General features: G+C 69.6%; 9 protein-coding genes and 1 riboswitch. Of the genes, 7 read left to right on the top strand and 2 right to left on the bottom strand.

Annotated elements, in window-relative coordinates; translation table 11 throughout:
- Nucleotides 1-9 precede the first annotated feature (9 nt).
- A riboswitch (cyclic di-AMP (ydaO/yuaA leader) is annotated at nt 10-181 on the top strand.
- A 3-nt stretch (nt 182-184) separates the two neighbouring features.
- From IEY89_RS02720 to IEY89_RS02750, 7 genes are all read left to right on the top strand, one after another.
- Entirely contained in the window at nt 185-901 is a 717-nt protein-coding gene (locus tag IEY89_RS02720; RefSeq protein WP_189145566.1) for a LysM peptidoglycan-binding domain-containing protein, read from the top strand.
- A gap of 371 nt (nt 902-1,272) precedes the next feature.
- Nucleotides 1,273-2,559: a phosphopyruvate hydratase gene (eno, locus tag IEY89_RS02725; protein WP_189145567.1), complete on the top strand. Its 1,287-nt coding sequence runs from the start codon at nt 1,273-1,275 to the stop codon at nt 2,557-2,559.
- A 129-nt stretch (nt 2,560-2,688) separates the two neighbouring features.
- On the top strand, nt 2,689-3,165 hold the full coding sequence (locus tag IEY89_RS02730; RefSeq protein ID WP_189145568.1) for an FtsB family cell division protein: 477 nt from the start codon (nt 2,689-2,691) through the stop codon (nt 3,163-3,165).
- 25 nt (nt 3,166-3,190) lie between these two features.
- Nucleotides 3,191-3,823: a DUF501 domain-containing protein gene (locus IEY89_RS02735; protein ID WP_189145569.1), complete on the top strand. Its 633-nt coding sequence runs from the start codon at nt 3,191-3,193 to the stop codon at nt 3,821-3,823.
- A complete protein-coding gene (locus IEY89_RS02740) occupies nt 3,820-4,761 on the top strand; it encodes a Ppx/GppA phosphatase family protein (protein ID WP_189145570.1) in 942 nt (313 codons plus the stop codon). Before IEY89_RS02735 ends, IEY89_RS02740 begins: the two co-directional genes overlap by 4 nt.
- Nucleotides 4,762-5,170: 409 nt before the next feature.
- On the top strand, nt 5,171-6,571 hold the full coding sequence (locus tag IEY89_RS02745; RefSeq protein ID WP_189145571.1) for an NAD(P)/FAD-dependent oxidoreductase: 1,401 nt from the start codon (nt 5,171-5,173) through the stop codon (nt 6,569-6,571).
- 503 nt (nt 6,572-7,074) lie between these two features.
- Nucleotides 7,075-8,373 carry a class I SAM-dependent methyltransferase gene (locus tag IEY89_RS02750; protein WP_189145572.1) on the top strand — a complete coding sequence of 433 codons (1,299 nt, stop codon included), beginning with the start codon at nt 7,075-7,077 and terminating at the stop codon, nt 8,371-8,373.
- A gap of 89 nt (nt 8,374-8,462) precedes the next feature.
- Here the strand turns inward: IEY89_RS02750 and IEY89_RS02755 are convergent, their stop codons facing one another.
- Both IEY89_RS02755 and IEY89_RS02760 read right to left on the bottom strand, forming a co-directional pair.
- Complete coding sequence (locus IEY89_RS02755; protein WP_189145573.1) at nt 8,463-11,000, bottom strand: ABC transporter permease; 2,538 nt, start codon at nt 10,998-11,000, stop codon at nt 8,463-8,465.
- A gap of 68 nt (nt 11,001-11,068) precedes the next feature.
- Nucleotides 11,069-11,845 (bottom strand): ABC transporter ATP-binding protein, encoded by a 777-nt coding sequence (locus tag IEY89_RS02760; protein WP_189145574.1) that lies wholly within the window; start codon nt 11,843-11,845, stop codon nt 11,069-11,071.
- Nucleotides 11,846-12,179: the final 334 nt, after the last annotated feature.

A 12,179-nucleotide genomic window follows, 5' to 3' on the forward strand; every position in this document is an offset into this window, starting at 1 on the left:
AACAGTCGTCGCTATCAAGCGCCGTAGGCAGGAGCGGGGGACCCAAGGTAAGTGCCGCACCGGGCAGTTGTCCGGAGCGGCTTGGGGTGAAGCCGTACGCCGCCCGCAAGGGACGTACGGCCGGGCAACTCAACCGGCCCGAACCCGACAGCTCACCTCGCAGGCGTCGGTGAGGGGATCACGCATGCTGTTTACCGGTAAGGGCAAGCACCGCCGTCCGTCCAAGGCCACCCGGGTCGTCGCCATCGCCGGTGTCACCGGCGCCGCGGTCGCCGCTCCGCTCCTGGCGGCCGGCTCCGCCTCCGCCGCCACCTCCGCCGAGTGGGACACGGTCGCCCAGTGCGAGTCCGGCGGCAACTGGTCCATCAACACCGGCAACGGCTACTACGGCGGTCTGCAGTTCTCCGCCTCGACCTGGGCCGGGTACGGCGGCTCGGCGTACGCCTCCACCGCCGACCAGGCCTCCAAGTCCCAGCAGATCGCCATCGCCGAGAAGGTCCTCGCGGGCCAGGGCAAGGGTGCCTGGCCGGTCTGCGGTGTGGGCCTGTCCAGCGCCTCCTACGACGGCGGCTCCAGCGACAACTCGTCCAGCGGTTCCAGCAGCTCGGGCAACTCCAGCAGCTCCAGCGGCTCCGGCGAGAGCTCCACCCGCTCCAGTGACAACCAGCAGGCCTCCCGCTCGCAGGAGCGGCCGGCCGCGAAGAAGACCGTCACCACCCCGACCGGCAAGAAGGTCGAGAAGGGTGACGGCGAGTACAAGGTCGTCAAGGGCGACAGCCTGAGCGCCATCGCCGAGGCGCACGACGTCAAGGGCGGCTGGGAGAAGCTCTTCCAGCTGAACAAGGACATCGTCGACGACGCCGACGTCATCTACCCGGGCCAGCAGCTGCACCTCAGCTGACACGGCTGAGTCGCCGCCCACCCCGGTCACCGGCGGGCCGGAGCTTCCCCCGGATCCCGGCCGGCTCGCAGGTGAACCACAGGGCCCTCACATCCGTGCCCTCCATAGTGAAGGCCTTGTGAGGGTCACCCCCGTCCCCACGGGCTCCCCGCTTCGGTGCGTCTTCCCCCGTACGCACCGGAGCGGGGCTTTTTGTTTCCCGGGGGAACAATGTTTACCCTCGGTTCCGTTCGTGTTCCGTCCATGGGGTGGTCGGAAGGCTGGCCGATCCCCCGGAGCCGGTTAGGCTCATCATCGCGGAGCCGCCGCGGCCCCGTACTCGCGAGGCCCAGCAGCCCCGCGTACCCGCGTCACATCCCAGTCAGAAGGAGATGCTCTTGCCGTCCATCGACGTCGTCGTAGCCCGGGAAATCCTCGACTCGCGAGGCAACCCCACCGTCGAGGTCGAGGTCGGCCTCGATGACGGCAGCACCGGTCGTGCCGCCGTCCCGTCCGGCGCCTCCACCGGAGCCTTCGAGGCCATCGAGCTGCGCGACGGTGACCCCAACCGTTACTTCGGCAAGGGTGTCGAGAAGGCCGTCCTCGCCGTCATCGAGCAGATCGGCCCGGAGCTCGTCGGCTACGACGCCACCGAGCAGCGCCTGATCGACCAGGCCATGTTCGACCTGGACGCCACCGACAACAAGGGCTCCCTCGGCGCCAACGCCATCCTCGGCGTCTCCCTCGCCGTCGCCCACGCCGCGTCGGAGGCCAGCGACCTGCCGCTCTTCCGCTACCTCGGCGGCCCGAACGCGCACCTGCTGCCCGTCCCGATGATGAACATCCTCAACGGTGGATCCCACGCGGACTCCAACGTCGACATCCAGGAGTTCATGATCGCCCCGATCGGCGCGGAGTCCTTCTCCGAGGCGCTGCGCTGGGGCGCGGAGATCTACCACACCCTCAAGAAGGTGCTGAAGACCAAGGGCCTGTCCACCGGTCTCGGCGACGAGGGCGGCTTCGCCCCGAACCTGGAGTCCAACCGCGCCGCGCTCGACCTCATCATCGAGGCCATCAAGCAGGCCGGTTACGTGCCCGGCGAGCAGATCGGCCTCGCGCTCGACGTCGCCGCGTCCGAGTTCTACAAGGACGGCAAGTACGAGTTCGAGGGCAAGTCCCGCACGGCCGCCGAGATGACCGAGTACTACGAGGAGCTCGTCTCCGCGTACCCGCTCATCTCCATCGAGGACCCGCTGTACGAGGACGACTGGGCCGGCTGGAAGACCATCACCGACAAGCTGGGCGACAAGGTCCAGATCGTCGGCGACGACCTCTTCGTCACCAACCCGGAGCGTCTGGCCCGTGGCATCGAGGAGGGCTCGGCGAACGCCCTGCTCGTCAAGGTCAACCAGATCGGCTCGCTGACCGAGACCCTGGACGCCGTCGAGCTGGCCCAGCGCAACGGCTTCAAGTGCATGATGTCCCACCGCTCCGGCGAGACCGAGGACGTCACCATCGCCGACCTCGCCGTCGCCGTGAACTGCGGCCAGATCAAGACCGGCGCCCCGGCCCGCTCGGACCGCGTCGCCAAGTACAACCAGCTGCTGCGCATCGAGGAGATCCTCGACGACGCCGCCGTGTACGCCGGCCGCAGCGCCTTCCCGCGCTTCAAGGGCTGACCAGCCAGAGTTAAGGCATAGCCAGTCGTACGTACGTCCCCGTACCCGGTCCCGTACCGTGTGCGGGGACGTACGCACGTGCGCAGAGGTACAGCAGGTACAGGCGCAGACGCTCGGGGAGGCGGGACAATGGCTGTGAAGGACCGGGACCGGTTCTCCACCGCGACCAGGATCAAGCTGCTCGGCGAGCAGACGGCGGCCCGCGTCTATCGTTCGCAGACCAAGCGCCAGGCCCGCCGCTCCCGCCTGACCGGCCGGGCGGCCCTGCTCGTCCTGGTCCTGTGCTCGCTGATCGTGGCCCTCGCCTACCCGATAAGGCAGTACGTCTCCCAGCGCGCCGACATCGCCGAGATGGAACGGGAACGCGACCAGGCCAGCCGGCGGGTCGAACAGCTCCGCGACCTGAAGGCACGCTGGCAGGACGACGCGTACGCGGAGCAGCAGATCCGGCAGCGGCTGCACTACGTCCTGCCGGGCGAGACCGGGTACATCGTGATCGACCCCGACGCGGCGAAGCAGTCGCGCGCCGACCTGGGCGCGGCGGACCGCCCCTGGTACGCGAACGTCTGGGACGGCGTGGACAAGGCCGACGCCGCCGACCAGTGAAGTGAACGGAACAGAAAAGACAGGTATGGACACGCCCCCGCCTCCCACCCCGCGCACCGAGCCGACCGACGCGGACGTCGAGGCCTTCAAGCAGCAGCTGGGCCGCCCGCCGCGCGGGCTGCGCGCCATCGCGCACCGCTGCCCCTGCGGTCAGCCGGACGTCGTGGAGACGGCTCCGCGGCTGCCGGACGGCACGCCCTTCCCCACGACGTACTACCTGACGTGCCCGCGCGCCGCCTCGGCGATCGGCACGCTGGAGGCGAACGGCGTGATGAAGGAGATGACGGAACGCCTGTCGACGGACCCGGAGCTGGCCGCCGCGTACCGGGCCGCGCACGACGACTACATCGAGCGCCGCGACGCGATCGAGGTCCTGGAGGGCTTCCCGAGCGCGGGCGGCATGCCGGACCGCGTGAAGTGCCTGCACGTCCTCGTGGGCCACTCGCTGGCCGCCGGACCCGGCGTGAACCCGCTGGGCGACGAGGCGATCGCGATGCTGCCCGAGTGGTGGGCGAAGGGTCCCTGCGTGCTGCCCTCGGCGCCTCCGGAGGGTGAGGGCTGGGAGGTGGACGCGAGCGGGTCCGGCCACTTCGCGTTCAAGCCGGTGGAGTCTTCGGACCCGGCAGCCCCGGGGGAGTCCGGGGAGGGCGGCAAGTGACCCGCGTCGCCGCCGTCGACTGCGGTACGAACTCGATCCGCCTCCTCGTCGCCGACGCGGACCCGGAGACGGGTGAACTCGTCGACCTGGACCGGCGGATGACCATCGTCCGCCTCGGTCAGGGCGTCGACCGTACGGGGCGGCTGGCCCCCGAGGCGCTGGAGCGGACCTTCGCGGCCTGCCGTGAGTACGCCGCCGTCATCAAGGAGCACGGCGCGGAGCGGCTCCGCTTCGTCGCGACGTCCGCCTCCCGCGACGCGGAGAACCGGGACGAGTTCGTCCGGGGCGTGCTGGACATCCTGGGTGTCGAGCCCGAGGTCATCACGGGCGAGCGGGAGGCCGAGTTCTCCTTCACCGGCGCCACCAGGGAACTGACGGGGCGTGACGACCTGGCCAGGCCCTACCTGGTCGTGGACATCGGCGGCGGCTCGACCGAGTTCGTGGTCGGCGACGACCAGGTGCGCGGGGCACGGTCCGTGGACATCGGGTGCGTACGCATGACGGAGCGGCACCTCGTGCGGGACGGCGCCGTCGCCGATCCGCCCGCCGAGGAGCAGATCGCGGCGATCCGCTCGGACATCGAGGCGGCCCTGGACCTGGCGGAGGAGACGGTCCCGCTGAGCGAGGCGCGCACGCTGGTGGGGCTCGCGGGATCGGTCACCACGGTGTCGGCGATCGCGCAGAACCTGTCCGCGTACGACCCCGAGGCCATCCACCACTCCCGGGTCTCCTACGACCGCGTCCGTGAGATCACCGAGACCCTTCTCCGCTCCACCCACGCCGAGCGGGCGGCGATCCCCTCGATGCATCCGGGACGCGTCGACGTGATCGGTGCGGGGGCGCTCGTACTGCTCTCGATCATGGAACGGATCGGGGCGTCGGAGGTCGTGGTGAGCGAGCACGACATCCTCGACGGGATCGCGTGGTCGGTCGCGTGACCCTCGCCTGAGCAGGTCGGACAACGTATGAGCGCACTTGGGGGGCTGTTCGAGGCCCCCCGGTGACGTCCCTGCGGGAAACTTCGTGAAGTTCTTCACAAGGAAATCGGTCCTGTTGGGCGACGAACGTGGTCCGGAGGGCCCTTTCGGGGGCTCACCTGGGGTGGGAGCCTGCTCGGGGGAGCGTTTCGGTGGTGTTTCCCGGGGGTGCGGGCGAGGGCTGGTCCAGTCACTCCGGCGGGCCGGAAGGGCAGTTCACGCGGCATTGACATCGGGGCGTACCGCCCGCTGGTACCTCTCGCGTGGCACCGCCTCGGCCATGCGGGCCGCGCAGTGTAGCAGAGGTGGTGAAGAAGCTTGTGAAGGGGCGCACGAGCGACCCCCCTGGAGCGGGTGGATACTCGATGGCATGAGCACCACGGAGCGTCCCAGGATCCTCGTAGTAGGCGGTGGGTACGTAGGCCTGTACGCAGCTCGGCGCATCCTCAAGAAGATGCGCTACGGCGAGGCGACCGTCACGGTCGTCGACCCCCGGTCGTACATGACCTACCAGCCCTTCCTCCCCGAAACCGCCGCCGGCAGCATTTCGCCGCGCCACGTCGTCGTACCGCTGCGACGTGTGCTGCCCAAGGCGGAAGTTCTGACCGGTCGGGTCACCACCATCGACCAGGACCGCAAGGTCGCCACGATCGCCCCCCTCGTGGGTGAGGCGTACGAGCTGCCTTTCGACTACCTCGTCATCGCCATGGGCGCGGTCTCCCGCACCTTCCCGATCCCCGGCCTGGCCGAACAGGGCATCGGAATGAAGGGCATCGAGGAGGCCATCGGCCTGCGCAACCACGTCCTGGAGCAGCTGGACAAGGCCGACTCCACGACCGACGAGGAGATCCGCCGCAAGGCGCTCACCTTCGTCTTCGTCGGTGGTGGCTTCGCGGGTGCGGAGACCATCGGTGAGGTCGAGGACATGGCGCGCGACGCGGCGAAGTACTACACCAGCGTGTCCCGCGAGGACATGCGGTTCATCCTCGTCGACGCCGCCGACAAGATCCTTCCCGAGGTCGGCCCGAAGCTGGGCCAGTACGGCAAGGAGCACCTGGAGAGCCGCGGGGTCGAGATCTATCTTTCGACGTCGATGGACTCGTGCGTCGACGGCCATGTGGTCCTGAAGAACGGCCTCGAGGTCGACTCCAGCACCATCGTGTGGACCGCGGGCGTCAAGCCCAACCCGGTCCTGTCGCGGTTCGGCCTGCCGCTGGGTCCGCGCGGCCACGTGGACGCGCAGCCGACGCTCCAGGTCACGGGTACGGACTACATCTGGGCCGCGGGCGACAACGCCCAGGTGCCGGACGTGGCCGCCCGCAAGGCCGGCGTGGAGAACGCCTGGTGCCCGCCGAACGCCCAGCACGCGCTGCGGCAGGCGAAGGTGCTCGGCGACAACGTGGTCTCCGGTATGCGGGGCTTCCCGCAGAAGGACTACGCGCACTCCAACAAGGGCGCTGTCGCGGGTCTCGGCCTGCACAAGGGCGTCGCGATGATCGTCATGGGCAAGCTCAAGATCACGCTCAAGGGCCGGCTGGCGTGGTACATGCACCGCGGCTACCACGGTCTGGCGATGCCGACGTGGAACCGGAAGATCCGGGTGTTCGCGGACTGGACGCTGGCGATGTTCCTGAAGCGTGAGGTTGTGGCGCTGGGGGCGCTGGAGACTCCTCGTGAGGAGTTCTACGAGGCCGCCAAGCCGGCGCCGGTCGCTGCCGCGAAGAGGGCCGAGGAGAAGGCCGAGAAGAAGGCAGAGGCCAAGGCCTCCTGACCTCCTCTTCGACCTCCGGTCACTGAAACACCCCTGAAGGGGCCGCTCGCCATCCGTGGTGCGAGGGGCCCCTTCAGGCGTTTGTTCGCCCCCGCCGCCCTTACCCGTCCCGTCCTGTTCCTGGGGGCTGCGCCCCCAGACCCCCGCTGTCGGCCCTGAAGGGGCCTTGTCCTCAAGCGCCGGACGGGCTGGATGTGCCTGGGCCTGGGCTGGATACAGGCGGTGAACGGGTGGGTGGGAAACGCCGGTTGGGCTGAACGGCCTCGTCCTCGAATGTCGGGTGGGCTGGGTGGGCCTGGGCCCGGGCTGTAGACGCGGTGGGGGCGGGTGGGTGGGAAACGCCGGGCGGGCTGGGAGGGGCTGGGCCTGGTCTGGACCGGCGTCGCCGTTCGTGTGCCTCCCTTTGCCCAGTCTTGATCGCTTCCGGGGACTGCGCGTCGAGGGCGGTGGTGTTCTCGTGGGTGTTGGACAATCCCGGTGATGTCGTCACGGAGGTGTGCGTCATGCCCGAAGCCGCGTCGCGGCTCCAGAGCTTCGCCGAGCAGTTGCTGGGGGCTCCGCTCCCGATGCGTATCCGCGCCTGGGACGGTTCGCAGGCAGGGCCGCCCGGTGCCCCCACCCTGGTAGTCCGCAACCGCCGCGCCCTGCGCCGGTTGCTGTGGAAACCCGGCGAACTGGGGCTCGCCCGGGCCTGGGTCGCCGGCGACCTGGACATCGAGGGGGACTTCTACGCCGCCCTCGATCACCTGTCCGGGCTGGTCTGGAACCGTGGGGAGGACGCCCGGAGTCTCGCCGAGGCACTGCGTGAACCCGGGGTGCGGGCCGCGGTGCGCGGGCTCGTGCGGATGGCCGGGCTCCCCGTCCCTCCCGCGCCGCCCCGTGAAGAGGTTGCGCGGCGGCGCCGAGGGCTCCACACCAAGCGCACCGACAAACGCGCCGTCAGCCACCACTACGACGTCGGCAACGACTTCTACGAGGTCGTCCTCGGGCCGTCCATGGTGTACTCCTGCGCCTACTGGGAGACCGCCGAGGGCGGCGACACCCTCGAAGACGCCCAGCGCGACAAGCTCGAACTCGTCTGCCGCAAGCTCGCCCTGATGCCGGGCCGGCGCCTCCTCGACGTCGGCTGCGGCTGGGGCTCCCTCGCCATCCACGCCGCCCGCGAGCACGGCGTACACGTCGTCGGCGTCACCCTCTCGCAGGAACAGGCCGCGTACGCCCGTAAGCGCGTCGCGGAGGAAGGGCTCGCCGACCGGGTGGAGATCCGGGTGCAGGACTACCGGGACGTCACCGACGCACCCTTCGACGCGGTCTCCTCCGTGGGGATGGCCGAGCATGTGGGAAGCGAGCAGTACCTGACGTACGCGCGCGATCTGTACGCCCTGCTCAAGCCGGGCGGCCGGCTGCTCAATCACCAGATCGCCCGTCGGCCGCACGCGGACGAGGACGCGTACAGCCTCGACGGGTTCATCGACGCGTACGTCTTCCCGGACGGCGAACTCGCGCCCCTCGGCACCACCGTCACCCAGCTCGAACGGGCCGGGTTCGAGGTGCGCGACGTCGAGCCGATCCGGGAGCACTACGCGCTGACCCTGCGTCGGTGGGTCGCCAACCTGGAGGCCGACTGGACGCGGGCCCTGGACCTCACCAGCCCGGGGCGGGCCCGCGTCTGGCGGCTGTACATGGCCGCCTCCGCCCTCGCCTTCGAACGCAACCGGCTCGGCGTCAACCAGATCCTCGCCGTGCGGAGTTTGGAGGCCGGCGGCTCCGGGATGCCCTTGCGGGCCCGTACCTGGAACTGACGTACCTGGAACTGACGCCAACGAGACGGGAGTTGGGCTCCGCTGTTGTATCGGCGGAACCCAACTCCCGTACAGATGCCGCTTAACTCCTACTCCGACTGGATCGCGGCCAGCATGTTCATGCGGGCCGCGCGACGGGCCGGCCAAAGGGCCGCCAGGATGCCCACCGTGGCCGCGAGAAGCAGGAAGAGCGCCATCCTGGCCCAGGGCAGGACGAGTTCGTACGTCGGCATGCTCGTGCCCACCAGTTCGCCGGCCGCCCAGCCGAAGAACACGCCCAGGCCGATGCCCAGGACGCCGCCGAACAGGGAGATGACCAGGGACTCCAGACGGACCATCCGCTTGATGCCCTTGCGGTCGAGGCCGATCGCGCGGAGCATGCCGATCTCCTGGGAGCGTTCGAAGACCGACATGGCCAGGGTGTTGACGACCCCGAGGACCGCGACCAGGACCGCCATGGCCAGCAGGCCGTAGAGCATGTTCAGCATCAGCGTGAACATCTGCGCGATCTCGTTGGAGATGTCCTTCTTGTCCTGGATCTTGATGGCCGGGTTGGCACCCAGGGCCTTCGCCAGCTTGTCCTTCGTCGCGCTCGTCGCGCCGTCCGACGTCTTCACCATGACCTGCATGTCGGTGTGGTCGGCCGCGTCCGTGCGGTGCGGGGCCAGCTGGGTGTTGTCGAGCATGATGCCGCTCACCACCTCGTTGCCCTCGTACACGCCCGCCACGGTCAGCCGCTGCTTCTGCCCGTCGTCGTAGATGACCGTGAAGGTCGAATCTGCCTTCCAGCCACGGGACTTGGCTGTTCGGTCGTCCACGACAACCTGGCTGCCGCCGACCTTGAACGTGCCGTCGTCGACCGTCAGACTCGTCAGCTCGCCGATCGCGCCGCCGGTGACGCCGGTGATCCACTCCGACGTGTCGTCGATGAGGACGGCGGCGTCGGTCAGGGGGCTGACGGCGGTCACTCCGGGGGTCTTCGCCAGTTTTTCGGCGACGTCGGGGGAGAGCCCATTGCCGTTGGCCATCGAGACGATGTAGTCCGCCCTGATCGAGGCCGACGCCATCTTGTCGATCGCCTGCTGGAGGCTGCCCGCCATCACCGTCATGCCGGTGATGAGGGTGAGCCCGATCATCAGCGCGGAGGCCGTGGCGGCCGTACGACGGGGGTTGCGGACCGAGTTCTGGCGGGCCAGCTTCCCGGAGACGCCGAACACGCGCATGAACGGGCCGGCGGCGGCGATCAGCGGGCGGGAGAGGAGGGGGGTGAGGATGAAGACGCCGATGATGAGCAGTACCGCGCCGATGCCCATGGGGGCCTGGCCGTCCGAGCCGCTCATCGACGTCGCGGCCAGGACCACGGCGATGCCCGCGCCCGAGAACAGCGCGCCCAGCGTGTTGCGCAGCACCAGTGACTTGGTGGTCGCGGTCGCGTGGACGCTGCTCATGGCGGCCACCGGGGGGATCTTCGCGGCGCGGCGGCCGGGCAGCCAGGCCGCCAGCATGGTGATGAGGATGCCGACCGCGAGGGCCGCGCCGACCGTGCCCGGGGTGACGACCAGCGGCCCGTCGGGCACGGTCGCGCCGAGCGTGCCCAGCAGTGCCTTCAGCCCGGCCCCGATGCCGATGCCCGCGATCAGCCCGGTCACCGCCGCCACCGCGCCGACCACGAACGCCTCGATCAGCACGGACCGGGTGACCTGCCGGCGCGAGGCACCGACCGCCCGCATCAGCGCCAGTTCCTTGGTGCGCTGGGCGACCAGCATGGTGAAGGTGTTGGCGATGATGAACGTACCGACGAACAGCGCGATGCCCGCGAAGACCAGCAGGCCCTGCTTCAGGCCGCTCATCTCGGAGGCGATGTTCCTCGCCTGGTCGTCGGCGAGTTTCGTGGCCGTCGTCGTCTCGACGGCGTTTCGCGGCAGGGCCTTGTCCAGCGCCGCCTTGAGTGCGGCCTGGCTCGTCCCGGCCGCCGCCTTGACGTCGATCTCGTCGTACGCGCCCACCTTGCCGTACAGCCGCTGCGCGGTCGCCGTGTCGAAGAGGGCGAGGCTGCCGCCGGCCGTCACGTTGCCGTCGTCCGTGGTGAAGATGCCGGAGAGGGTGGGGGAGAGCACCGGGCCGTCCACCGACAGGCGCACGGTGTCCCCGACCTGGTAACCGGCCCGCTCGGCGGTCTTCGCGTCGAGGGCGACCTGGCCGGCGCCCTTGGGCGCGGCGCCGTCGCTCAGCGGGTATCGGGCGTCCTTGTCGCTCCAGTAGTTGCCGCCCTGCGACTGGAAACCGTCGCCGACGAGATTGCCGTCCTTGTCGGCGATGGCCGTGAAGCCGCTCACGACCCCGATGACGGAGGCGGCGCCCGGAACCTTCGCGCTCTCGTCGAGCAGGGCCTGCGTCAGCTGCGGGGGCTGGCCGGTCGTGTCGCCCGCATCGTCCCCGACGCCCGGCAGTACGGCGACGTCGACCTGGTCGAAGCCCTTGGCGGAGCTGTTCTGGAGGGCGTTCGAGAGGGTGTTGGTGAAGACCAGGGTCCCGGACACGAACGCCACGCCGAGCATCACGGCGAGCACGGTCATCAGAAGTCTGGCCTTGTGCGCGAGTACGTTGCGCAGCGCGGTACGGAACATGGGGTGTCGTCTCAGTCCGTCGTCGTGAAGTGTGAAGTCAGGCCGGGGGCGCGGGAATTGAGTGCGCGTCAGCTGGTGCGGACGGTCCTGGTGTCCAACCGCTTCATGCGGTCCAGGACGCCGTCCGCCGTCGGGCCGTACAGCTCGTCCACGATCCTGCCGTCCGCGAGGAAGACCACCCGGTCCGCGTAGGCCGCCGCCACCGGGTCGTGGGTGACCATCACGACCGTCTGCCCCAGCTCCCGTACGGAGTTGCGCAGGAAGCCCAGTACCTCGGCGCCGGCGCGGGAGTCGAGGTTTCCGGTCGGTTCGTCGCCGAAGATGATGTCGGGGCGGGAGGCCAGGGCCCGGGCCACGGCGACGCGCTGCTGCTGGCCGCCGGAGAGCTGGGACGGGCGGTGGCGGAGCCGGTCGGCGAGGCCGATCATCGAGATCACCGACTCCAGCCACTCCTTGTCCGGCTTGCGGCCCGCGATGTCCATCGGGAGGGTGATGTTCTCCAGGGCGGTCAGCGTCGGCAGCAGGTTGAACGCCTGGAAGATGAAGCCGATCTTGTCCCGGCGGAGCTTGGTGAGCTGCTTGTCCTTGAGTGAGCCCAGTTCGGTGTCGCCGATGCGCACGGAACCGGACGAGAAGGAGTCAAGGCCCGCCACGCAGTGCATCAGCGTGGACTTGCCGGAGCCGGACGGGCCCATGATCGCGGTGAACTCGGCCTGTTTGAAGTCGACGGAGACCCGGTCGAGGGCGACGACCTGTGTCTCTCCCTGTCCGTAGACCTTGGACAGTTCCGTGGCGCGGGCGGCCACCGTGGTGGTGGGCCGGTCGGCGAGGGGAGTGGTGGTCACGGGTGGGGCTCCTGTCGGGACAGCGGTGCGCGGCGATGGGCCAGGGGTGTGCTGGGTTCGAGATCTGAAGCTCGTGAACCCATCGTCATGGCCCGAGGCCGCCGTGTAGTCACCCGTTGTTCCGGTTCCGAAGGCAGACCCGGGGCGGACCCCGGGTGCCTGTGTCATACCTGGGGATGACGGCCGTCCCCTAGGAGCTCTGCGCGGACCGCCGGACGCGGTGATGGCAAGAACAGGTGGAGCCCCCTTGTTCAGACGGTGAAATTCCGTCATTCCGCATGTGCGCCGAGCCTCCTCGCGAAAGGCTATTGGCAAGTGCGGATGGCTCGTTCCA

The organism is Streptomyces lacrimifluminis (genome assembly GCF_014646095.1).
Taxonomy (GTDB): domain Bacteria; phylum Actinomycetota; class Actinomycetes; order Streptomycetales; family Streptomycetaceae; genus Streptomyces; species Streptomyces lacrimifluminis.